General features: G+C 70.6%; 22 protein-coding genes. 11 read left to right on the forward strand and 11 right to left on the reverse strand.

Annotated features, from left to right (window positions below; genetic code table 11):
- Positions 1-50 precede the first annotated feature (50 nt).
- From ACIRB7_RS07225 to ACIRB7_RS07240, 4 genes are all read right to left on the reverse strand, one after another.
- Positions 51-1,421, reverse strand: a complete 1,371-nt coding sequence (locus tag ACIRB7_RS07225) for an FAD-dependent oxidoreductase (protein ID WP_403593542.1) — start codon at positions 1,419-1,421, stop codon at positions 51-53.
- A 137-nt stretch (positions 1,422-1,558) separates the two neighbouring features.
- Positions 1,559-2,392, reverse strand: coding sequence for a hypothetical protein (locus tag ACIRB7_RS07230; RefSeq protein ID WP_403593544.1), 834 nt, complete (start codon positions 2,390-2,392; stop codon positions 1,559-1,561).
- A 51-nt stretch (positions 2,393-2,443) separates the two neighbouring features.
- Positions 2,444-2,713 carry a DUF397 domain-containing protein gene (locus tag ACIRB7_RS07235; RefSeq protein ID WP_403593547.1) on the reverse strand — a complete coding sequence of 90 codons (270 nt, stop codon included), beginning with the start codon at positions 2,711-2,713 and terminating at the stop codon, positions 2,444-2,446.
- Positions 2,695-3,528 carry a Scr1 family TA system antitoxin-like transcriptional regulator gene (locus tag ACIRB7_RS07240; protein ID WP_403593550.1) on the reverse strand — a complete coding sequence of 278 codons (834 nt, stop codon included), beginning with the start codon at positions 3,526-3,528 and terminating at the stop codon, positions 2,695-2,697. The genes ACIRB7_RS07235 and ACIRB7_RS07240 overlap by 19 nt, the downstream gene beginning before the upstream one ends.
- Before the next feature lie 132 nt (positions 3,529-3,660).
- Between ACIRB7_RS07240 and ACIRB7_RS07245 the strand changes: the two genes are divergently transcribed.
- Both ACIRB7_RS07245 and ACIRB7_RS07250 read left to right on the forward strand, forming a co-directional pair.
- Positions 3,661-3,882: a hypothetical protein gene (locus ACIRB7_RS07245; protein WP_351210108.1), complete on the forward strand. Its 222-nt coding sequence runs from the start codon at positions 3,661-3,663 to the stop codon at positions 3,880-3,882.
- A complete protein-coding gene (locus ACIRB7_RS07250; RefSeq protein WP_403593554.1) occupies positions 3,879-4,094 on the forward strand; it encodes a hypothetical protein in 216 nt (71 codons plus the stop codon). The genes ACIRB7_RS07245 and ACIRB7_RS07250 overlap by 4 nt, the downstream gene beginning before the upstream one ends.
- Before the next feature lie 15 nt (positions 4,095-4,109).
- On the opposite strand, the gene ACIRB7_RS07255 is transcribed toward ACIRB7_RS07250, so the two are convergent.
- Both ACIRB7_RS07255 and ACIRB7_RS07260 read right to left on the reverse strand, forming a co-directional pair.
- A complete protein-coding gene (locus tag ACIRB7_RS07255; protein ID WP_403593557.1) occupies positions 4,110-4,370 on the reverse strand; it encodes a hypothetical protein in 261 nt (86 codons plus the stop codon).
- A complete protein-coding gene (locus ACIRB7_RS07260; protein ID WP_403593560.1) occupies positions 4,367-4,714 on the reverse strand; it encodes a DUF6247 family protein in 348 nt (115 codons plus the stop codon). The genes ACIRB7_RS07255 and ACIRB7_RS07260 overlap by 4 nt, the downstream gene beginning before the upstream one ends.
- A gap of 114 nt (positions 4,715-4,828) precedes the next feature.
- Between ACIRB7_RS07260 and recO the strand changes: the two genes are divergently transcribed.
- From recO to ACIRB7_RS07275, 3 genes are read left to right on the forward strand one after another with little or no spacing between them, the layout of a single operon-like run.
- Positions 4,829-5,578 (forward strand): DNA repair protein RecO, encoded by a 750-nt coding sequence (gene recO / locus ACIRB7_RS07265; protein ID WP_351210112.1) that lies wholly within the window; start codon positions 4,829-4,831, stop codon positions 5,576-5,578.
- A 13-nt stretch (positions 5,579-5,591) separates the two neighbouring features.
- A complete protein-coding gene (locus ACIRB7_RS07270; RefSeq protein WP_403593563.1) occupies positions 5,592-6,416 on the forward strand; it encodes an isoprenyl transferase in 825 nt (274 codons plus the stop codon).
- 4 nt (positions 6,417-6,420) lie between these two features.
- Positions 6,421-6,948, forward strand: a complete 528-nt coding sequence (locus ACIRB7_RS07275) for a YcxB family protein (protein WP_403593566.1) — start codon at positions 6,421-6,423, stop codon at positions 6,946-6,948.
- A gap of 93 nt (positions 6,949-7,041) precedes the next feature.
- On the opposite strand, the gene ACIRB7_RS07280 is transcribed toward ACIRB7_RS07275, so the two are convergent.
- The 4 genes from ACIRB7_RS07280 to ACIRB7_RS07295 all read right to left on the reverse strand — a co-directional run bounded on the left by ACIRB7_RS07280 (position 7,042) and on the right by ACIRB7_RS07295 (position 10,249).
- Entirely contained in the window at positions 7,042-7,452 is a 411-nt protein-coding gene (locus ACIRB7_RS07280; protein WP_351210118.1) for a transcriptional repressor, read from the reverse strand.
- 81 nt (positions 7,453-7,533) lie between these two features.
- The gene (locus tag ACIRB7_RS07285; RefSeq protein WP_403593570.1) at positions 7,534-8,427 is read right to left on the reverse strand and encodes a metal ABC transporter permease; all 894 of its coding nucleotides are present in this window, start codon (positions 8,425-8,427) and stop codon (positions 7,534-7,536) included.
- Positions 8,428-8,429: 2 nt separating this feature from the next.
- Positions 8,430-9,203: a metal ABC transporter ATP-binding protein gene (locus ACIRB7_RS07290; protein WP_403593573.1), complete on the reverse strand. Its 774-nt coding sequence runs from the start codon at positions 9,201-9,203 to the stop codon at positions 8,430-8,432.
- 26 nt (positions 9,204-9,229) lie between these two features.
- Positions 9,230-10,249: a metal ABC transporter substrate-binding protein gene (locus tag ACIRB7_RS07295; protein WP_403593576.1), complete on the reverse strand. Its 1,020-nt coding sequence runs from the start codon at positions 10,247-10,249 to the stop codon at positions 9,230-9,232.
- A 200-nt stretch (positions 10,250-10,449) separates the two neighbouring features.
- Here ACIRB7_RS07295 and ACIRB7_RS07300 point away from each other — a divergent pair, with 200 nt between their 5' ends.
- The 3 genes from ACIRB7_RS07300 to ACIRB7_RS07310 all read left to right on the forward strand — a co-directional run bounded on the left by ACIRB7_RS07300 (position 10,450) and on the right by ACIRB7_RS07310 (position 14,981).
- The gene (locus tag ACIRB7_RS07300; RefSeq protein WP_403593579.1) at positions 10,450-11,832 is read left to right on the forward strand and encodes a glycine--tRNA ligase; all 1,383 of its coding nucleotides are present in this window, start codon (positions 10,450-10,452) and stop codon (positions 11,830-11,832) included.
- 219 nt (positions 11,833-12,051) lie between these two features.
- Positions 12,052-12,276: a DUF6243 family protein gene (locus ACIRB7_RS07305; RefSeq protein ID WP_403593582.1), complete on the forward strand. Its 225-nt coding sequence runs from the start codon at positions 12,052-12,054 to the stop codon at positions 12,274-12,276.
- Between the two features lie 104 nt (positions 12,277-12,380).
- Positions 12,381-14,981: an FG-GAP-like repeat-containing protein gene (locus ACIRB7_RS07310; protein WP_403593585.1), complete on the forward strand. Its 2,601-nt coding sequence runs from the start codon at positions 12,381-12,383 to the stop codon at positions 14,979-14,981.
- A gap of 87 nt (positions 14,982-15,068) precedes the next feature.
- Here ACIRB7_RS07310 and ACIRB7_RS07315 read toward each other — a convergent pair whose 3' ends face one another.
- On the reverse strand, positions 15,069-16,481 hold the full coding sequence (locus tag ACIRB7_RS07315) for an MFS transporter (RefSeq protein WP_403594398.1): 1,413 nt from the start codon (positions 16,479-16,481) through the stop codon (positions 15,069-15,071).
- Positions 16,482-16,879: 398 nt separating this feature from the next.
- On the opposite strand from ACIRB7_RS07315, the gene ACIRB7_RS07320 reads away from it, so the two are divergent.
- From ACIRB7_RS07320 to ppdK, 3 genes are all read left to right on the forward strand, one after another.
- Positions 16,880-17,815 (forward strand): helix-turn-helix transcriptional regulator, encoded by a 936-nt coding sequence (locus tag ACIRB7_RS07320; RefSeq protein WP_403594401.1) that lies wholly within the window; start codon positions 16,880-16,882, stop codon positions 17,813-17,815.
- Between the two features lie 42 nt (positions 17,816-17,857).
- Positions 17,858-18,994: a tRNA dihydrouridine synthase DusB gene (dusB, locus tag ACIRB7_RS07325; protein WP_403593588.1), complete on the forward strand. Its 1,137-nt coding sequence runs from the start codon at positions 17,858-17,860 to the stop codon at positions 18,992-18,994.
- A 356-nt stretch (positions 18,995-19,350) separates the two neighbouring features.
- A complete protein-coding gene (gene ppdK / locus ACIRB7_RS07330) occupies positions 19,351-22,062 on the forward strand; it encodes a pyruvate, phosphate dikinase (RefSeq protein ID WP_403593591.1) in 2,712 nt (903 codons plus the stop codon).
- Positions 22,063-22,599: the final 537 nt, after the last annotated feature.

Here is a 22,599-nt window from a genome sequence, read left to right on the forward strand (position 1 = left end):
GGCGAGGGCCCGCCCGCGAGGCCGGCCCGCGAGGGCCTGCCGCGCAGGTCCTACTCGATCGCGCCGCTCGCGCGCAGCATGTCCTCGCGCTCGACGATCTTCACGCGCTCGCGGCCCTGCGGCTCGCCGAGCGCCTTCTCGGCGGCGTCCAGGGCGTACCAGCCCTCCCACGTCGTGTACGTGAGGCCCTTGCCCTCCAGGAAGGACACGACCGCGTCCTCCTCCGGGGCGTCGGGGGTGAGCAGGCGCCCGTGGGCGAAGTCGTCCAGGAGGTTCTTCACGGTCTCGTTGGCGTCGCCCTTGGTGTGGCCGATGAGGCCGACGGGGCCCCGCCGGATCCAGCCGGTGACGTAGGTGGAGGCCATGTGCTCGCCGGTCTCCTCGACCACCCGGCCGCCCTCGTCCGGCACGGTGCCGCTGGCGGTGTCCCAGGGGAGCTTGGGCAGCTCGTCGGAGAGGTAGCCGACCGCGCGGTAGACGGCCTGGACGTCCCAGTCCGTGGTCGCGCCGGTGCCCTTGACGTTCCCGGTGCCGTCCAGCTCGGTGCGCTCGGTGCGCAGGCCGACGACCCGGCCGTCCTCGCCGAGTATCTCGACGGGCGACTCGAAGAAGTGCAGGAAGAGCTTGTGCGGGCGGTCGCCGACGTCGCGGATCGCCCAGTTCTCCAGGGTCTTGGCGACCATGTCGGTCTGCTTGTTCTTGCGCCGCTCGGCGATCGAGCCCTCGTCGTAGTCGATGTCCTCGGGGTTGACGATGACCTCGATGGTGGGGGAGTGGTCCAGCTCGCGCAGCTCCATCGGGCTGAACTTGGCCTGGGCCGGGCCGCGGCGCCCGAAGACGTGGATCTCCAGGGCCTTGTTGGCCTTGAGGCCCTCGTACACGTTGGCCGGGATCTCGGTCGGCAGCAGCTCGTCGCCGGTCTTGGCGAGGATGCGGGCGATGTCGAGGGCCACGTTGCCGACGCCGAGGACGGCGACCTTCTCCGCTTCGAGCGGCCAGGTGCGCGGGACGTCCGGGTGGCCGTCGTACCAGGAGGCGAAGTCGGCGGCGCCGTACGAACCGTCGAGCTCGACGCCCTGGATGTCCAGCGGGCGGTCGGCCATGGCGCCGGTCGAGAAGACCACCGCGTCGTAGAAGGCGCGCAGGTCGTCGAGGTGCACGTCGGTGCCGTAGTCGATGTTGCCGAAGAGGCGGACCTGCGGCTTGTCGAGGACCTGGTGGAGGGCGGTGATGATGCCCTTGATGCGCGGGTGGTCGGGGGCGACGCCGTAGCGGATGAGGCCGAAGGGGGCGGGCATCCGCTCGAAGAGGTCGATGGACACACCCGGCTCGGCGGCGGCCTCGGACTTCAGCAGCGCATCGGCGGCGTAGATTCCGGCGGGGCCGGCGCCGACGATCGCGACCCGGAGGGGGCGGGGCATGACGGGGTTCCCTTCGCAAGCGACGTGGCGACGAAGCCGCCGACACTTAGGTCACCCTAAATAATCGCGGGAGCGGAGTGGTACCCGCCCCCGGTCTATGAGCTCATAAGGTGGACTTATGAGTTCCATAAGCAGGACTAGGCGGGCTCGGAAAGGCCGAGCGTGCCCTCGAAGGCCGAGACGGTCATCGCGATCATGCCGCCGTAGGACACGAGCCCGCCGAAGGCGAAGAACAGCCCCAGGGCCAGCTCCCCGCGCCGCAGGAGCGCCGCCCTGGGCAGGACCATGTTCCCCGGGTCGCGCGGGTCGTAGCAGACCTTGACGGCCATGCCGCCCGCCCAGGTGGACACCTGCCGGATCAGGCCCGCCGGGTCCACGTACAGGTACATCCCCGGCCTGTCCGGCACCTCCGCGGCGAAGGTCGTGATGCCGTGCCGCATCAGGCGCCACTCGCGGTACCAGTTGGACAGCGCGACGACGCTGACGACGGTGGACCCCGCCGCGGCGAAGCCCATGGGGAGGAAGAGCACGATCCCGACCGCCTCTCCGGCGACGGCGATGAGCACGCACAGGAGCACGACCAGGGCGGTGGTGCCGGCCGACCACCACTTGATCAGCCGCGTCTTCCGCTCCCGCCGGTCGAGGGTCCGGGTCCGCGCCTCGACGAGCGTGGAGCCGTCGGCCGCCGTGTCCCGGCCGGGCGTCCCGTCCAGGGCGGCGTTCACGGTCGCCGCGAACATCGTCGCCCCCGCCTCGCTCGCCCCGTCGATCCGGTGCACCGCCGGTACGTTCCCGGCCGGAGCGGTCAGCTCCACGGAAACGGCCCGCCCCTCGGCGCGGACCTGTCCGATCGCGGCCAGCGGGATCCGTACGTCCTCGTGGGGGCGACGGAGATACAGCGCGTCGCCCTCGAACTCGAGGGAGGTCTTCCTGCTGCCCTGGACGACGGGTGTGGACGGGGTGATCGACATGGGCGTGATCGTAGAGCCGGGGCCGACGCCCCTACCAGCCCTTCAAGGTCGTCATCCAGCGATACCGGCGACGAACGCGGACCAGGCGGCGGCCGGGACGATCAGGGCGGGGCCGGTGGGGTTCTTGCTGTCCCGGACGGGGACGACACCGGGCACGTCGTCGAGGACTTCGACGCAGTCGCCGCCGTCGCCGTTGCTGTAACTGCTCTTGCGCCAGGCGGCGCCCGCGAAGTCGTACGAGACCTCGACGCAGTCGCCGCCCGACGCGTTGCTGTAGGAGCTCTTGAACCAGTGGGCGTTGTTCAGGTCGTACGTGCGCATCGTCTGAAGTCCTCCGCCGCCGACTCGATCAGTGCGAGGGACGCCTCCGGCGACAGCGTGGCGACCCTGAGCAGATCGTAGGCGCGCTGTGCCTGCTTCACCACTGCCGGATCGTCGAGGAGAGTCCCTGAAAACGCCGTCTCCGCATAGGCCGTTGGCGGCTGGTCATCGAACTCCATGAGCTTGAGCGAGCCGGTCATGTACGCGTGCGCGCCGACCGAACGAGGTAGGACAGTCACCAGCACCACTCGCTCTGCGGCCAGCTTGACGATGTGCTCCAGCGTCGCCGCCATCACCGTCGGGCCCCCGACAGGGGTGAGCACCGCGTTCTCGTGGAGAACGACCCAATACTCGGGCCTTGTAGTGCCCCTGAGGATCGCCGCCCTTGCGACCCGTGCGGTGACCTTCTCCTCGATGAACTCCTCCGTGGCGAAGGGATGTGTCGCCATCGTCACCGCCCGCGCGTACTCCGGTGTCTGCATCAGCCCCGGCACCACCGTCGGGGCGAACTCGCAGATCTTCGTCGCCACCGCCTCCAGCTCCGCGACCTCGCTGAAATAGGAGGCGTACGGCGACTTGTCGATGAGCCGGCGCCAGGTGCGTTCGAAAATACCGCCGGTTTGTAAGATTTCGTCGATTCTCTGCGCCACGTCCAGCTGCGGCTTTCGAATTCCCTGCTCGAACAGTCCGATGTATCCGCCGGACACGAACACCCGTGCGCCCAGCTCGCTCTGTGAGAGCCCCGCCGCCTCCCGTTTCTCCTTCAGGAGCTCGCCGAAGAACACCCACGCGTCCTGCTGCCTGCTTTTGGCCATGGATTAACTCCCCAACCCTACGCCGCAGTTGTTGGGCCTGCGCGTCTGCCGATTCTACGGATCTGGGCCCACCCTGGTGAGGCGAAGCAGGAAATGGATTCAGAAAGGCATACGTTGGTGAAGGAAGACACCATGAAGACGACCACGGGGACGATCGAAGCCGCACAAGAGGCAGTGACGGAATTGCGTGAGGCACTCGCGAGGGCGGGAATCAGGCTTCCCTCGCTCGGGATCGACGTCGTCACCCTCGCCGCCGATCCCCCGAGGCCGCTCGTCGAACTGGGATGCTGCACGGCGGAAACGGCACGGCTGATCGCCGCCGCCCTTTCGCCGCGGGAGGAGGGCCGGTCATGACACTGCCCATCGGGTCGTACGTCGTGGAGATCCGCACCGGACGGGTCGGGAGAGTGATGGGGCACGAGGGGCCCTACGTCCAGATCCGCCCGCTCGGTGGCGGGCGGGAGTGGGACGTGGAGCCCGAGGACGTACGGGAGGCGACCTCGTCCGAGCGGCTGAGCGCCGCCACGGCGCACGTCAACGCCCGGAGCCGGGGCGAGGTGCCCTGACTCCCCGGGAGGGGCTCAGCCGTACCAGGTGATGTTGCAGATGTAGACGCACTCGTGGCGCGGGACGGCCAGGAAGCTGATGAAACCGCGACCGGCGAGGATGTCGAACTCTCGTAGGCCGCCCTCGCGGTCGAGTGGACGCCCGACCTTGGTGGCTTCGTGGCCGAGCGCGGCGCGCTCGGTGGCCAATCGCTCCACCTCTGCCACCACACCGACGGGCAGGCCGGAAGTGATGTACTCGGCGCTCGGGTTGTAGTCCCAGGACCAGTCGCTCACAGGCCGGCCTCGGACTCCGCCCGCTGCCGGATGCGACGGATCTCGACGATCGCGTCCGTCGGGTCCACGTCCCCGGCGTCCACGATCTGCTCCAGCTCCCGCAGCCGGGCCGCTCGCTCCGGGTGCCGTTCGATCGCCACGAACACCGCCCACGAGTGGACGAAGGCCCGCAGCGGCGCGAGGCTCTGGGTCTGCTGGGCGTTGGTCGTCGCCTCGAAGAGATGCTGGGTGAGCGCCGGGACCCGGCTGGGTGCGATCTTCGCCACGGCGGCTCGGAGAGCGTCGGGGGTGGCTTCGGGGAGCGGGATCAGTGGGCCGTGGGGGCCGTCGGGCTGCGCGCTCACGGGTGCCTCCGTTGCGCGTGGGCGGATGCTCGTACGGTACCGGTTTTGCCGCGGGCCGGCCGGGTGACCCAAGGGGTCGGCCACGATGCTCTTTCCGTACGGGAGAATGGGCCCATGAGTCTGTTCCGCGACGACGGCATCGTGCTGCGCACCCAGAAGCTGGGTGAAGCGGACCGCATCATCACCCTCCTCACGCGCGGTCACGGACGCGTACGCGCTGTCGCGCGCGGGGTGCGGCGGACGAAGTCGAAGTTCGGCGCGCGGCTCGAACCGTTCTCGCACGTGGACGTGCAGTTCTTCGCCCGGGGGAGCGAGCTGGTCGGGCGCGGCCTGCCGCTCTGCACGCAGAGCGAGACCATCGCCCCGTACGGCGGCGGGATCGTCACCGACTACGCCCGCTACACCGCCGGCACCGCCATGCTGGAGACGGCCGAACGGTTCACCGACCACGAGGGCGAGCCCGCCGTACAGCAGTATCTGCTGCTCGTGGGCGGCCTGCGGACCCTCGCCCGAGGCGAGCACGCCCCCCATCTGATCCTCGACGCCTTCCTCCTCCGCTCCCTCGCGGTGAACGGCTACGCGCCCAGCTTCGACGACTGCGCGAAATGCGGGATCCACGGGCCCAACCGGTTCTTCTCGGTCGGGGCGGGCGGGGTCATCTGCGGCGACTGCCGGGTCCCCGGAAGCGTCGTACCCTCTGCGGAGGCCATCGGCCTGCTCAGCGCGCTGCTCACCGGCGACTGGGCGACGGCGGACGCGTGCGAGCCGCGTCACGTCAGGGAGGGCAGCGGACTCGTGTCCGCCTATCTCCACTGGCACCTGGAGCGCGGCCTGCGCTCGCTGCGGTACGTAGAGAAGAACTAGGAGAGACCACGCCATGGCCATCGCACGACTCCTCGGGCGCCAGCGTCGGGAGTACACGACTCCCGAGCCCCACCCGTCCGGTGCCCGCCCGCCGAAGCTCCAGCCCGAGTTCGTCCCGGAGCACGTCGCGATCGTCATGGACGGCAACGGCCGCTGGGCCAAGGAGCGCGGCCTGCCCCGCACCGAGGGGCACAAGGTCGGCGCCGAGCAGGTGCTCGACGTGCTCCAGGGCGCGATCGAGATGGGCGTGGGGTCGATCTCGCTGTACGCCTTCTCCACCGAGAACTGGAAGCGCTCGCCCGAGGAGGTGCGCTTCCTGATGAACTTCAACCGCGACTTCATCCGCAAGTCCCGCGACCAGCTCGACGCGCTCGGCGTGCGCGTGCGCTGGGTCGGCCGGATGCCCAAGCTGTGGAAGTCGGTGGCCAAGGAGCTCCAGGTCGCGCAGGAGCAGACCAAGGACAACACGAAGCTCACGCTCTACTTCTGCATGAACTACGGCGGTCGGGCCGAGCTCACGGACGCGGCGCAGGCGCTGGCGGAGGACGTGAAGGCGGGCCGGCTCGACCCGGCGAAGATCACCGAGAAGACCATCCAGAAGTACCTCTACTACCCGGACATGCCGGACGTGGACCTCTTCCTGCGGCCCAGCGGCGAGCAGCGCACCTCCAACTACCTGATCTGGCAGAGCGCGTACGCCGAGATGGTCTTCCAGGACGTGCTGTGGCCGGACTTCGACCGGCGTGACCTGTGGCGCGCCTGCGTCGAGTACGCCGAGCGCGACCGGCGCTTCGGCGGCGTCGACCCGGCCGACCTGGCCGTCCTCGACAAGGGCTGAGCCGGTGGCGGCGGGGGAGAAGGTGGAGCTCGTCTACTCGGCCGAGTTCGCCGACGTGAACGAAGCGGTACGGGTACGGATGCGGGCCGTCGTCTGGTGGCGGCTGCTGCGGTGGGCGGCCTGGGCGGCCGGAGCGCTCACCCTTCTGGGCGCGGGAGTCGCGCTGTTCCTGCCGAGGGATCCGGACTGGGCGGCGGCCGTCAAACTGGTCGCCCTCGGTGCGGTGGCCGTGGGCTGCGCGGAGTCGCTGCCCCGGGTGACGGCGTACAGCCTCTTCCGGCTGATCGGCTCCCAGGGGGAGGCGCGGGCGGTCGTGGACGAGGACGGCGGGCGGTGGACGTCACGGGACACCGACACGACGATCCGGTGGGCGCTGCTGTCCCGGTACGCGGAGACGCCCCGGCTCTTCGTCCTCTTCACGGACCGCACGTCCGGCACCGGCCTCGCGTACCTGCCCAAGCGGGGCCTCGCGGAGCCGGGTGACGCGGACCGGCTGCGGGCGATCCTGGACCGGAACACCAGCAAGGTCTGAGGCGTACGAGAGGGCCCGCACCGGAATCGTCCGGTGCGGGCCCTCTCATACGCCAGCTCGTATGTCAGGTCGTACGTCGAGTCGTACGTCGGGTCACTTCTCGGCGCACTCCGCGCACGTGCCGAAGATCTCCACCGTGTGCGCCACGTTCACGAAGCCGTGCTCCGAGGCGACCGCCTCGGCCCACTGCTCCACCATCGGGCCCTCCACCTCGACGGCCTTGCCGCAGAGGCGGCAGACCAGGTGGTGGTGGTGGTCGCCGGTCGAGCAGCGGCGGTACACCGTCTCGCCGTCGCTGGTGCGCAGCGCGTCGACCTCGCCCGCGTCCGCGAGGGACTGGAGCGTGCGGTAGACGGTGGTGAGGCCGACCGAGTCGCCGCGGTGCTTCAGCATGTCGTGCAGCTCCTGGGCGCTGCGGAACTCGTCCACCTCGTTCAGCGCCGCCGACACGGCGGCCCGCTGCTTGGTCGAGCGCCCTCGTACGGGGGGTCCTGCCGTCACCACGGGGGCCTCCTAGAATGCTTGTCTGCCCCCGCCATTCTGCCAGTCCCCCGTGTCACTCCTCGCTGACCGGATCCGAGCGGATCAGATCTTCACGTCGTCCGTCGGCCGCCGGGTCGCCGGAAGCGGTGCGTCGCAGCTCTCCGCGCCGGCCTCGGCCGCCCGCGCCCGCCGCCTCGCGAGCGGTGTGGCCAGGAGGGTCAGGAGGACGAAGACCCCGATCGCGTACAGCACGATCGTCGCGCCGGGCGGCACGTCCTGGTAGTACGAGGTGACCGTGCCGGCCAGGGTGACCGTGACCCCGGTCGCCACCGCGAGGACGAAGGTCGCACGGAAGGACTTCGACAGCTGCTGGGCCGCCGCCACCGGCACCACCATGAGCGCGCTGACCAGCAGCAGGCCGACGACCCGCATGGCGACCGTGACGGTCACCGCGGCCGTGACGGCGATCAGCAGGTTCAGGGCGCGCACCGGGAGGCCGGTGACCCGGGCGAACTCCTCGTCCTGGCTGACGGCGAAGAGCTGGCGGCGCAGGCCGACCGTGACGAGGACCACGAAGGCGGCAAGGACGCCGATCGCGGTGATGTCCTCGGTCGAGACGGTGGAGAGCGAGCCGAAGAGGTACGAGCTGAGGTTGGCGTTGGAGCCGGTCGGCGAGAGGTTGATCAGCAGGACGCCGCCGGCCATGCCGCCGTAGAAGAGCAGCGCGAGCGCCAGGTCGCCGCGGGTCTTCCCGTACGCCCGGATCAGTTCCATCGCGACCGAGCCGACGACGGCGACGAGGGTCGCCATCCAGACGGGGCTGGAGTTCAGCAGGAAGCCGAGGCCGACGCCGGTCATGGCGACATGGCCGATGCCGTCGCCCATCAGCGCCTGGCGGCGCTGGACGAGGTAGATGCCGACGGCGGGGGCGGTGATGCCGACGAGCACGGCCGCGAGGAGCGCGCGCTGCATGAAGGCGAGCTGGAGGATGTCCATGATCAGGTCAGCAATCCGGTGCGGATCGGCTCATCGGCCGCGTGGGGGTGGACGTGGTCGTGGCCGGGCAGCGCGTGCTGGCCGACGGCCTTCGGCGGCGGGCCGTCGTGGACGACACAGCCGTCGCGGAGGACGACCGCGCGGTCGATCAGCGGCTCCAGCGGGCCCAGCTCGTGCAGGACGAGGAGGACCGAGGTGCCGCCGGCGACCTGCTCGCGCAGGGTCGACGCCAGGATCTCCTGGCTCGCGAGGTCGACGCCGGCCATCGGCTCGTCCATGATCAGGAGTTCCGGTTCGGAGGCGAGCGCGCGGGCGATCAGGACCCGCTGGTGCTGGCCGCCGGAGAGGGCGGACACGGAGTCCTTGGCGCGGTCGGCGAGGCCCACGAGGTCGATGGCCCGCTCGACGGCGGCCTTGTCGGCCCTGGTCAGCCAGCCGAACCTGCGGCGGGAGAGCCGGCCGGAGGAGACGACCTCGCGGATGGTGGCGGGGACGCCGCTCGCGGCGGTCGTGCGCTGCGGCACGTAGCCGACCCGGGCCCAGTCGCGGAAGCGCCTGCGCTCCGTGCCGAACAGCTCGATCGTGCCGCCGGTCAGCGGCACCTGGCCGATGACGGCGCGGACCGCGGTGGACTTGCCGGAGCCGTTGGCGCCGAGCAGCGCGACGACCTCACCGCGGCGGACGGTGAGGTCGACGCCGCGGAGGACGGGCCGGGCGCCGAGGGCCGCGGTGGCTCCGCGGACGGAGATGACGGGTTCCGCTTCCGGGGCTGCCATGGCTCGTACCTCCTGTGGTGCGGTGATCACTTGGCGCCGAGGGCCTTCTGCAGCGCGGCGAGGTTGGACCGCATGACCTCGATGTAGTCATCGCCCTTGGAGGCGTCCGTGATTCCCTCGAGGGGGTCGAGCACGTCGGTCTTCAGGCCGGCGTCGGAGGCCAGGGTCTTGGCGGTCTTGTCGCTCGCGAGGGTCTCGAAGAAGACGGTGGAGACCTTGTCCTGCTTCGCGATGTCCTGGAGTTCCTTGATCCGGGCGGGGCTCGGCTCGGACTCGGGGTCGACGCCGGAGATGCCCTCCTGGTCCAGGCCGTACCGCTCGGCGAGGTAGCCGAAGGCGGAGTGGGTGGTGATGAAGGTCTTCGTCGCGGTGTTCTTCAGACCGCTCTCGAAGGCCGTGTCCAGGTCGCCGAGCTTCTTCACCAGGGCGTCGGTGTTCTTCTTGTAGTCGGCGGCGTGGTCCGGGTCCGCCTTCTCCAGGGCGCTGCCGACACCCTTGGCGACCTCGGCGTACTTCACGGGGTCGAGCCAGATGTGCGGGTCGGCGCCGGCCTCGGAGCCGTGGTCGTGGCCCTCTTCCCCGGCGGCGTGGTCCCCGGTGGTGGGCGCCTCGCCCTCGTGTCCCTCGCCCTCGTGCGCGTGGCCCTCGTGGCCGGCTCCGGTGCTGTGGGTCTCGAGCTTCGTGAGGGTGGCGGCGTCGACGGTGTTCTTGACGCCGGCCTGGGAGATCGCCTTGTCGACGGCGGGCTGGATGCCCTTGAGGTAGAGGACGACGTCGGCCTCGCCGAGCTCGCCGATCTGCTTCGGCTTGAGCTCCAGGTCGTGGGGTTCGACGCCGGGCTTGGTGAGCGTGTTGACGGCGACGTGGCCGCCGCCTATCTGCTCGGCCAGGTACTGCATGGGGTAGAAGGACGCCACCACGTCCAGCTTGCCGCCGCTTCCCCCGTCGGCGGCGTCGGAGGTCCCGGCGCAGGCGGAGAGGGAGACGAGGCCGAGCGCGACGGCTCCGGCGAGGGCGGTGCTGGGTATGAGGCGACGTACGTTCATGACACTCATTTTCAACAAAACTGGAAACGATTGTCAATTGTCGTACGTGTGGCCCCGCCCACCCGGCCCTCGCGCGGTCCCCGCGCGCGGTCCCTCGCGGGCCCGGGCGCGATCCCCTCTCCGAACCGATTTGATACGGGGGGTGCGGGCGCCGGTAACCTGTGGCATTCGCACTTCGTCGTCGTAATGAAGAGAGCACCGTGGCCGCCGACAAGATCGACACCATCGTCAGCCTGAGCAAGCGCCGTGGCTTCGTCTACCCGTGCAGTGAGATCTACGGCGGCCAGAAGGCCGCCTGGGACTACGGACCGCTGGGTGTCGAACTCAAGGAGAACATCAAGCGCCAGTGGTGGCGTTACATGGTCACCGCGCGTGAGGACGTCGTCGGCATCGACTCGTCGGTCATCCTGGCCACCGAGGTCTGGGCGGCCTCCGGTCACGTCGCCACCTTCACCGACCCGCTGACCGAGTGCACCTCCTGCCACAAGCGTTACCGCGCGGACCACCTGGAGGAGGCGTACGAGGAGAAGCACAACCGCCTCCCCGAGAACGGCCTCGCCGACCTCAACTGCCCCAACTGCGGCAACAAGGGCACCTTCACCGAGCCCAAGAACTTCTCCGGCCTGCTCTCCACCCACCTCGGCCCGACCCAGGACAGCGGCTCCGTCGCCTACCTGCGTCCCGAGACCGCCCAGGGCATCTTCACCAACTTCGCCCAGGTGAAGACCACCGCGCGCAAGAAGCCGCCGTTCGGCATCGGGCAGATGGGCAAGTCCTTCCGGAACGAGATCACTCCGGGCAACTTCATCTTCCGCACCCGCGAGTTCGAGCAGATGGAGATGGAGTTCTTCGTCAAGCCGGGCGAGGACGAGCAGTGGCAGGAGTACTGGATGGAGCAGCGCTGGAACTGGTACACGGGCCTGGGTCTCCGTGAGGAGAACATGCGCTGGTTCGAGCACCCGAAGGAGAAGCTCTCCCACTACTCGAAGCGCACCGCCGACATCGAGTACCGCTTCTCGTTCGGCGGCAGCGAGTGGGGCGAGCTCGAGGGCGTCGCCAACCGCACGGACTACGACCTGAACGCCCACGCCCAGGCTTCCGGCGCCAACCTGTCCTACCTGGACCAGGAGTCCGGCGAGACGTACACGCCGTACGTCATCGAGCCGGCGGCCGGTGTCGGCCGTGCCATGCTCGCCTTCCTCCTCGACGCGTACACCGAGGACGAGGCCCCCAACGCCAAGGGCGTCATGGAGAAGCGCGTCGTGCTGCGCCTCGACCACCGCCTGGCCCCGGTCAAGGCCGCGGTCCTGCCGCTCTCCCGCAACCCGCAGCTCTCCCCGAAGGCCAAGGGCCTCGCCGCGGACCTGCGCCAGAACTGGAACATCGAGTTCGACGACGCCGGCGCCATCGGCCGCCGCTACCGTCGCCAGGACGAGATCGGCACCCCGTACTGCGTCACCGTCGACTTCGACACCCTCGACGACAACGCGGTGACCGTCCGCGAGCGCGACACCATGAAGCAGGAGCGCGTCTCCCTCGACCAGATCCAGGGCTACCTGGGCAGCCGCCTGCTGGGCTGCTGAGTCTGCTCGTACGTACGGCGAAGCCCCCGGTTCCGGAACGCGGAACCGGGGGCTTTCCCGTACGGGTCGGGCCCGCAGCGCCCCCGGAAAATCACGTGCCGGGGGCGGGGCGCCGGGGTAGCGTGCCCGGCATGTACGCGTTCTCCCAGATCTACGAGTGAGCACCGGCCCCGGCTGATCGAGCTCCACCACCGCCCACCTCACTGACGGGAGAACCCCATGGCCAAACGCAACAACCTCCTCGGCGTCGGCGGACAGCGCAAGAAGCTGTCCCGCGCCGACCAGCACGGCGCCGCCCAGGGCGGCAGCGCCGCCCGCCGCACCGCCGACGAGCAGAAGCAGGAGCTCCTGAGGAAGATGCGCGAACGCGCCCAGGGAGCGGAGAGCACCGAGAGCACTGGGAGTGCCGAGAGCGCCGTGACCGGCGAGGCTGGTCAGCAGTAGCCGTCACCGCACGACGGAGGGCCCGGGGTGTTCGCCACCCCGGGCCCTTCTCGCGATCGAGAGGAAGCACGCTCGTGCCGTACAGGAGACCTGGTTACGGGTGGGTGAGAGCAGGTGCGTCCGCTCTCGTCCTCGCGCTGGCCACCGCAGGACCGGCCGGTGGCGCCGCCCATGCCGAGGCCACCGGGGCCACCGAGGCCACCGGGGAAGTCGTCCTCGGATCCTTCGAGGACGCCTTCAACAACACGGCCGTCACCCGGGGCGACCCGCCGTCCGCGGCCGACTTCGACGGGGCGGGCGGCAGCTACTCCGGCGCCCGGCTCAGCGCCGCCGGCTGGAACCCGGGCGCGCGGATCACCGTCAACGGCACGGTCCACACCTGGCCCGCCGCGACCCCGGACGGGGACAACGCGAAGGCCGAGGGACAGACCTTCCCCCTGTCCGGCAAGGGCGACGCCCTCGGCTTCCTGGCCGCCGCCGAGCACGGGCCCGCGGAGGGGGACGGCACGGTCACCTACACCGACGGCACCACGTCGACGTACCACCTCGGCGTGAAGGACTGGATCTGGAACGCCGCCGACCAGTCGGCGCCCGCGGTGACCGTGACCGACAGGTTCTTCAGCTCGGGCCGACCGGACAGGACGGGGGGCAAGAACGTCTACGCGGTCACCGTCCCCCTCGACCGCGACAGGACCGTCAGGACCGTCACGCTGCCGACGGCCCCGAACCTGCACGTCTTCTCCGTCGCCGTACGGGACACGACCACCGCGTCCCCGGGCACGACCTGGACCGGAAGCTGGGGCGCGGCCCTCGCGCCGCCGGAAGCGCTCACCACGGTGCCCGTCTGGAACAACCAGACCCTGCGCATGGTCGTCCACCCGCACAAGAGCGGTACGAGCACCCGGCTCCGCTTCGCGAACACCTTCGGTTATCAGCCCGTCACCTTCGGCCGCGTCACCATCGCCGCCCGCTCGGCGAAGACGGGCGCGGCGACCGGAGCCGTACACGAGGTGGCGTTCACCGGGAGCCGGACCCTCCCGGCGGGAGGCGAGCTGGTCAGCGACAAGGTCGAACTCCCCGTGACCGCCGGCCATGACCTTCTGGTCAGCGTCCACCTTCCGGGCGAGGTCAGGGGCGCCCCCGTGCACTCCTACGCCCTGGCTCCGACCTACGTGGGAACGGGCGACCTCACGCGTCAGGCCACCGCGGCCGGATTCGCGACCGGCCCTCACCGGTGGACTCTGCTCAACGGGGTCGACGTGGAGACCGCGGGCTCGCCGGGGACCGTCGTCGCCCTCGGTGACTCCCAGACCGACGGCGCCCACACCACCGCGGACATGAACCAGCGCTGGCCCGACGCGTTCGCCAGGATCCTGAACCACGACCCGGCCGCGCCGGGCATCCTGAACATGGGCCTGAACAGCAACCGGGTCCTCACCGACCACGGCAGTCCGGTCACCGTCGAGCCCGGTCAGACACGGAACCTCCTCGACATCGCGGGCCCGAGCGCCCTGAACCGCCTGGACCGCGATGTGTTCGCCCAGCCCGGCGTCCGCCGGGTGGTGCTCTACGAGGGCGTCAACGACATCAGGACCGGGGGCGCGAGCGCACCCGAGCTCATCGCGGGCATCGACAAGCTCGTGGCGAGCGTCCGGGCTCGTGGCATCGAGATCACCGTGGCGACCATCCCCCCGTTCGGATGCCCCGCCGCCACGGAGGACACCGCCCCCTGCGCCGCGAGCCTCCCGCTCGAACAGGTCCGGCGGAGCGTCAACGCCCACATCCGGACCCTGGACGACCACGTCGACTTCGACCGTGCCACCCGGGACGACGTACCGACCCGGCTCGACCCCGCGTACAAGTCGGCCGTGGACGACCTGCACTTCAACGCCGCCGGCACCGAGCGCCTCGCCGAGACGCTCGCCGCGGCCGTCACCGGAACGTCCAGGCACCTCTCGCAGACCGCGGCCGCCGATGTCGACGGCGACGGACTGACCGACTTCCTCGCCCGTGACGCCACCTCGTCGACGCTGAGGCTCTGGTACGGCCGGGGCGACGGCTCGTTCGACCGCTCGCTGCACGTCACCGACGACTGGAACCACACCCAGACCGTCGCGGCCGACTTCGACGGCGACGGCAGGTCCGACATCCTGGCCAGGACGCCACCGATCTCCGAGGGGTCGACCGCGCCCGAGCTGTGGATGTGGCCCGGCGCGGGGAACGGCCACTTCGGACCCCGCGAACGCGTCACGCTGGGCTGGAACTACGACGAGGTGGCGGTCGCCGACTTCGACCGCGACGGCGAAACGGACATCATCGCCGCCGAGGAAGGCACCCGCCGGCTCAGGATCTGGGCGGGCACGGGCCCCACCACCGCCGACTTCGAGCGCCCGCGGGAGGTCATGGGCGGCTGGACGTACTCCCAGACCGTCGCCGGGGACTTCGACGGGGACGGCGGGGCCGACATCATGGCGACGGACGCCGGCAAGGTCCTCACGATGTGGGTCCGTAACCCCGACGGTTCCTTCCAGCCGAAGAAGCCCGTCACCCAGGGCTGGACCCTCACCGAGACCGCCGTCGGGGACTTCACCGAGGACGGCAGGGCCGACATCATCGCCCGGGACGCCAACGGCACCCTGAAGATCTGGACCGGCCGGGGCGGCACCGGCTTCGACGCCCCCAGGCTCGCGCCGGTGCGCTGGTAGCGGGGCCGGACCGACGTACCGGGGGCGCGGGCGGGGCCCGTCGCCACGCTCGCGCCCCCGGTGGCGGTCAGGGGCGGTCAGTGGCGGTCACCCCACCGTCCTCGGCAGGCGCAGCGACAGCGCCGCCGTGAGCAGGATCAGCGCGAGCTGGACCAGGAGCGTCACCGTCAGGGCCGTGCCGGAGCCCGCCGGGGCGGAGGCCGCCAGACTCAGGAAGAGCGAGCCGAGCGTGGCCACGCCCAGGGCCAGGGCCGACTGCTGGGCCGTCACCATGACGCCGCTGCCCACCCCCGCCCGCTCCGGCGGGACCTCCGAGAGCACCACCCGGAAGAGGACCGGCAGCTGAAGGCCCTGCCCCAGGCCCGCGACCGCCATGCCGGGCAGCAGGAGCCAGACCGAGAGATCAGGCCAGGCACGCCAGACCGTGACGGCGAGCAGCCCGATGCCGAGGGCCTGGACCAGGCCGCCCGCCGCCACCACACGCGTGCCCCAGCGCCGTACGAGCCGGGGACCCGCGAGCGAGGCCGCGAAGAACGCCACCGCCATCGGGGCGAGCGCCAGGCCCGAGACCACCGCGCTCAGCCCCAGGCCCTGCTGGAGCGCCACCGCGATCACGAACACGAAACCGCCGAAGCCCATCGCGAGCGGCAGGATCAGGACCAGCCCGCGCCGCAGCGACACCAGATCGAGCAGGCTCGGCGGGACCAGGGGCGTACGCCCCGCGCGGTCCGCCCGCAGCTCCACCCGCCAGAACGCCCACACCGCGAACGGGAACACGGCCAGGGCGAGCCACGTCCACAGCGGCCACCCGGCCGCCCTGCCCTCCGTCAGCGGGACGAGCAGCGCGAGCAGCGCGAGACCGAGCAGCAGGGTGCCCGGCACGTCCACAGGGGCGGGCCGTTCGGACCGGGTCTCCGGGACGGTACGGAGGGCGAGGACCAGGCCCGCCACCGCCACCGGCACGTTCACCAGGAACACCGACCGCCAGCCGGAGCCCGCGAGATCGGCGGTGACCAGCACCCCGCCCAGGATCTGGCCCACCATCATCGAGAGCCCGACGGTCGCCCCGTACAGGCTGAGCGCCTTCGCCCGCCGCGGGCCCGACGTCGAGGAGTGGATGGTGGCGAGGACCTGCGGCAGCATCAGCGCCGCCGCGGCGCCCTGCGCCACCCGGGCCGCGACCAGCGTCCAGGCGTCCGGCGCGAGGCCGCAGGCGAGGGAGGTCAGGCCGAAGGCCGCCATGCCGGCGAGGAAGAGCCGCCGCCGGCCGGCGAGGTCGCCGAGCCGCCCGCCGAGGACGAGCAGCACGGCGTACGACAGGCCGTACCCGGCGACCACGAGTTCGAGCAGGGCCGGGCCCGCGGCGAGGTCGTGGTCGATGGACGGCAGGGCGACGTTGACGACGGAGAAGTCGATCAGGGGCAGCGAGGCGCCGAGCAGGACGGTGAACAGCCCGAGCGGGCCGAGGGCGGGGGCGGCGGCGGGGGAGGCGGGGGAGATGGGGCCAGTGGAACCGGTGGGGGAGGCGGGGTCAGCAGGGTCGGCGGGGCTGGTGGGGAAGGCGGGGCCGGTGGGGAAGGCGGGGCCGGTGGGGGAGGCGGCGCCGGTGGGGCCAGAGGGGGACGCGGGGGCAGAGGGGGACGCGGGGCCGGAGGGGGACGCGGGGCCGGAGGGGGACGCGGGGCCGGAGGGAGAGCCTGGACGGGAGGGAGAGCCGGGAGAGGCGGTGCCGGGTGCTGCGGTGGTCGGGGCGCCGGGCCGGGGCGAAGCGGAGGTCGGAGTCACGGGTCCGACGATCCGCCCCCGCTCAGCCTGGTACCAGAGCCTCTTTATCCTGGTACAACCACTACCTGGCACAGGGCCGCCCGCCCCCGCACCCTGGGAGCGTGACGACAGCGATGACCGCCGAACCCGAGACGCGGCGACACGAGCTCGCCGCCTTCCTGCGCAGCCGCCGCGAGCGCATCACCCCCGAGCAGGTCGGCCTGCCCCGGGGGCGCCGCCGCCGCACCCCCGGCCTGCGCCGCGAGGAGGTCGCCCACCTCTCCGCCGTCGGCGTCACCTGGTACACCTGGCTCGAACAGGCCCGGGACATCCAGGTCTCCCCCCAGGTCCTCGACGCCGTCGCCGACGCGCTGCTCCTCGACCCGACCGAGCGCAGTCACCTCTTCTCCCTCGCCGGGCAGTCCGACCCGCACCCCGGCGCGCCCTGCCCGGCCGTCACCCCCGCGCTGCGGGCGCTCCTGGAGCAGCTGGAGCCCCTCCCCGCCGCCGTCCAGAACAGCCGCTTCGACTTCCTCGCCCACAACCGGACCTTCGGGCGGCTCTTCTGCGACCTGGACGCCCTGCCCCGCGAGGACCGCAACTCCCTCTGGCTGGCCTTCACCAACGAGGACTTCCGGGCCGCCGCCACCGATCTGCCGGAGCTGCTCCCGCTGCTCGCGGGGAAGCTCCGCGCCTCCATGGCCGAGCACCTGGCCGAGCCCGCCTGGAAGGCGCTCGTACGGCGGCTCGAAGAGGCCTCGCCGGAGTTCCGGGATATCTGGGCCAGGCACGACGTGGTCGCCCCGGGCGGCCGCACCAAAATCGTCCGCAACGCGCGCGTGGGTCTGCTCAGGTTCGAGCACACCAACCTCTGGCTCGGCCCGACCGCCGGGCCGCACCTCGTCACCTACGTCCCCGTGGACGAGGAGACCCGGGCCGGCGTCGCCAGGCTCCTCGACCTCGTGGTCCGCGAGGACGCCGTGGACCACGAGGGCGCCGTGGACCGCGAGGACGTCGTGGTCCCCGCACAGGCGGGCCCGACGACTGTGAGCTCCGCCATGCGCGGATAGTACGGCTAACTAAAGACCTCCGGAGTACGCGACAATGGGCCCATGACCGCGTTCACCCCTCTCGCCATCGGCCCGCACATCGTGCAGCCGCCGGTGGTGCTCGCCCCCATGGCCGGCATCACCAACGCCCCCTTCCGTACCCTCTGCCGCGAGTACTCCGGCGGCAAGGGGCTGTTCGTGAGCGAGATGATCACGACGCGCGCCCTGGTCGAGCGCAACGAGAAGACGATGCAGCTCATCCGGTTCGACGAGACCGAGAAGCCGCGCTCGATCCAGCTCTACGGGGTGGACCCCGTGACCGTCGGCAAGGCCGTGCGGATGATCGTCGACGAGGACCTCGCCGACCACATCGACCTGAACTTCGGCTGCCCGGTCCCCAAGGTCACGCGGAAGGGCGGCGGCTCGGCCCTGCCCTACAAGCGGCCGCTGCTGCGGGCGATCCTGAACGAGGCCGTGACCAACGCGGGCGACCTGCCGGTCACGATGAAGATGCGCAAGGGCATCGACGACGACCACATCACGTACCTGGACGCGGGACGGATCGCGGTCGAGGAGGGCGTCACGGCGATCGCCCTGCACGGCAGGACCGCCGCCCAGCACTACGGAGGCACGGCCGACTGGGACGCGATCGCGCGCCTCAAGGAGCACGTGCCCGAGATCCCGGTGCTCGGCAACGGTGACATCTGGTCGGCCGACGACGCCCTGCGGATGATGCGGGAGACGGGCTGCGACGGCGTGGTCGTCGGGCGCGGCTGTCTGGGCCGCCCCTGGCTCTTCGGGGATCTGGTGGCGGGCTTCGAGGGCACCGGTTCCTATGCCCAGCCCGGTCTCCGGGAGGTCGCGGACGCGATGGTGCGGCACGCGCGGCTCCTTGGTGAATGGCTGGGCGACGAGGCCCGTGGTGTCATCGACTTCCGCAAGCATGTGGCCTGGTACCTGAAGGGCTTCGCGGTGGGCTCCGAGATGCGCAAGAAGCTGGCCATCACCTCGTCCCTGGACGAGCTGCGCGCTCAGTTGAGCGAGCTGGACCTGGATCAGTCGTGGCCGGTGGGTGCCGACGGCCCTCGGGGTCGTACGTCCGGAAACAACCGGGTTGTCCTGCCGGACGGCTGGTTGAAGGACCCCTACGACTGCGCGGGAGTGGGCGAGGACGCCGAGCTGGACACGTCCGGCGGCTGAGATTCGGCCTCCTCTGAGGAGTGATCCTCGCCACCCTTGAGGGGGTGGGTGCTCAAACGAGCAGGTTACGAGCGGCTGCACTGCCTGAAAGGGTGGCACTGGGTGCCACCCTTTCTGTGTTCAAGACTTGAACGCAAGTGCTCGGATGCGCGCTCACGTGAGCGTGTTGCCCCTGCTTTCGGTCATGCCGCCTTCGGGCCGTGAAAGCGGAAGCTACTTCTCGGTTACTTTCGAAGTGCTGGCGGACGGGTGGTTACGGCCACGTGACCGCTAGGCGTACCTCCCCAGAAGCCTTCGATCTGGGTATGTTCCTCGCCGTCAGGGCAGCCAACCGAGTCATCGAGGAGTCGGGACCCGTGTCGGAAAACAATGATCAGAAGTTCGTGTACGACTTCACCGAGGGCAACAGGGACCTGAAGGACCTGCTCGGTGGCAAGGGCGCGAACCTGGCCGAGATGACCAACCTCGGTCTGCCGGTCCCCCCCGGGTTCACGATCACCACCGAGGCGTGCAAGGTCTACCTCGAGAGCGGCTCGGAGCCCGTGGCGCTCCGCGACGAGGTGTCCGCCCACCTCGACGCTCTCGAGAAGAAGATGGGCAAGAAGCTCGGCCAGGCCGACGACCCGCTGCTCGTCTCCGTGCGCTCGGGCGCCAAGTTCTCCATGCCGGGCATGATGGACACGGTCCTCAACATCGGTCTCTCCGACGAGTCCGTCGCCGGCCTCGCCCGCCAGGCCGACAACGAGCGCTTCGCCTGGGACTCGTACCGCAGGCTCATCCAGATGTTCGGCAAGACCGTCCTCGGCGTCGACGGCGAGCTGTTCGAGGACGCCCTCGACGAGGTCAAGGTCGCGAAGAAGGTCGCCAGCGACACCGACCTCGACGCCGCCGACCTCAAGAAGGTCGTCAAGCAGTTCAAGAAGATCGTGAAGGCCGAGACCGGCCGCGACTTCCCCCAGGACCCGCGTGAGCAGATGGACCTCGCCATCGAGGCCGTCTTCAACTCCTGGAACACCGACCGCGCGAAGCTGTACCGCCGCCAGGAGCGCATCCCGGGCGACCTCGGCACCGCCGTCAACGTCTGCTCGATGGTCTTCGGCAACCTCGGCCCGGACTCCGGCACCGGTGTCGCCTTCACCCGCGACCCGGCCTCGGGCCACCAGGGCGTCTACGGCGACTACCTGCAGAACGCGCAGGGCGAGGACGTCGTCGCCGGCATCCGCAACACCGTGCCGCTGGCCGACCTCGAGTCGATCGACAAGACGTCGTACGACCAGCTGATGCACATCATGGAGACGCTGGAGACCCACTACAAGGATCTCTGCGACATCGAGTTCACCATCGAGCGCGGCCAGCTCTGGATGCTCCAGACCCGTGTCGGCAAGCGCACCGCCGGTGCCGCCTTCCGCATCGCCACCCAGCTCGTGGACCAGGGCCTGATCGACGAGGCCGAGGCGCTCCAGCGGGTCAACGGCGCGCAGCTCGCCCAGCTGATGTTCCCCAAGTTCGACGAGGACGCGAAGGCCGAGCAGATCGGGCGCGGCATCGCCGCCTCCCCGGGCGCCGCCGTCGGCAAGGCCGTCTTCGACTCGTACACCGCCGTCAAGTGGTCCCGGTCCGGCGAGAAGGTCATCCTGATCCGCCGTGAGACCAACCCGGACGACCTGGACGGCATGATCGCGGCCGAGGGCATCCTCACCTCCCGCGGCGGCAAGACCTCGCACGCGGCCGTCGTCGCCCGCGGCATGGGCAAGACCTGTGTCTGCGGCGCCGAGGAGCTGGAGGTCGACACCAAGCGGCGCCGGATGACCACGGCCGACGGCCAGGTCGTCGAGGAGGGTGACGTCGTCTCCGTCGACGGCTCCACCGGCAAGGTCTACCTCGGTGAGGTACCCGTCGTACCGTCCCCGGTCGTCGAGTACTTCGAGGGCCGGATGCACGCCGGCGCCGACGACGCCGACGAGCTCGTCGCCGCCGTCCACCGGATCATGGCCTACGCAGACCGCGTCCGCCGTCTCCGGGTCCGCGCCAACGCCGACAACGCCGAGGACGCCAACCGCGCCCGCCGCTTCGGCGCCCAGGGCATCGGCCTCTGCCGCACCGAGCACATGTTCCTCGGCGAGCGTCGCCAGTACGTCGAGCGGCTGATCCTCGCGGACACCGACGCCGAGCGCGACCAGGCCCTGGAAGCCCTGCTGCCGCTCCAGCAGACGGACTTCGTCGAGCTCTTCGAGGCCATGGACGGGCTGCCCGTCACGGTCCGGCTGCTCGACCCGCCGCTGCACGAGTTCCTGCCCGACATCACCGAGCTCTCGGTGCGCGTCGCCCTCGCGGAGTCCCGCAAGGAGCCGCACGAGAACGACCTGCGCCTGCTCCAGGCCGTGCACCGGCTGCACGAGCAGAACCCGATGCTGGGTCTGCGCGGTGTCCGTCTCGGCCTGGTCATCCCCGGCCTGTTCACCATGCAGGTGCGGGCGATCGCGGAGGCCGCGGCGCAGCGCATCGACGCCAAGGGCGACCCGCGCGTCGAGATCATGATCCCGCTCGTCGGCACCGTCCAGGAGCTGGAGATCGTCCGCGAGGAGGCCGAGACGGTCATCGCGGAGGTCCAGGCGCGGACCGGGGTGGAGCTCAAGCTGGCGCTCGGCACCATGATCGAGCTGCCTCGCGCGGCCGTGACCGCCGGTCAGATCGCGGAGGCCGCCGAGTTCTTCTCCTTCGGTACCAACGACCTGACGCAGACGGTGTGGGGATTCTCCCGCGACGACGTGGAGGCCTCGTTCTTCACCGCGTACCTGGAGAAGGGCATCTTCGGCGTCAGCCCCTTCGAGACCATCGACAAGGACGGTGTCGGCGCGCTCGTGCGCAGCGCCGTCCAGGCCGGCCGGGCCACCCGCCCCGACATCAAGCTCGGTGTCTGCGGCGAGCACGGCGGTGACCCGGAGTCGGTGCACTTCTTCCACGAGGTGGGCCTCGACTACGTCTCCTGCTCGCCCTTCCGGATCCCGGTGGCGCGTCTGGAGGCCGGCCGCGCGGCGGCCGAGTCCAAGGGCAGCGACAGCCGCTGAGTCCTGCTGAACGGGGGGTCAGGAGCGGCGGTCGGGCCCTCCTGAACCCCCGTTCAGCAGCGGGAATCCACGGAACCACTCCGGTACGGCCGGGGGCGCCGTCGGTCACCTCACCACCCTCACCGGCGGGCGGCGGCTCCGGAATCACGGCGACGGGACGGACACCTTTGTGCGGAGGTGTCCGTCCCGTCGTTTGTTTGTTGAGCGAATGTGGGCAGTTGTTCAATTGCCCCTGATTGAATTATTGGCCATTAAACTTTCGGTTTCTCCGGCAAAGAACGGAGCGGGCGCGACCCCCGGATCCCCACCCGGAGGCCGCGCCCTTTACCGATGCCGGGCAGGTGAGCCGCAACCCTCGCCGACCGCCGCCGGACGCGCAAAGCCCCCCACGGTCTTCATCACGTCACCTCGGTCCTGAAGGTTTCCTGCCCGACCCGCACAGCTTTTCGTTTCGGCCCCGATTGCCGCGATGCTTTTCAACTGTGGCTGAAACACCCTGGTAACGTGCTGTGATGCTGTGCATACTCGTCGTCGGGG

This window comes from Streptomyces sp. NPDC093795 (assembly GCF_044764665.1).
Taxonomy (GTDB): domain Bacteria; phylum Actinomycetota; class Actinomycetes; order Streptomycetales; family Streptomycetaceae; genus Streptomyces.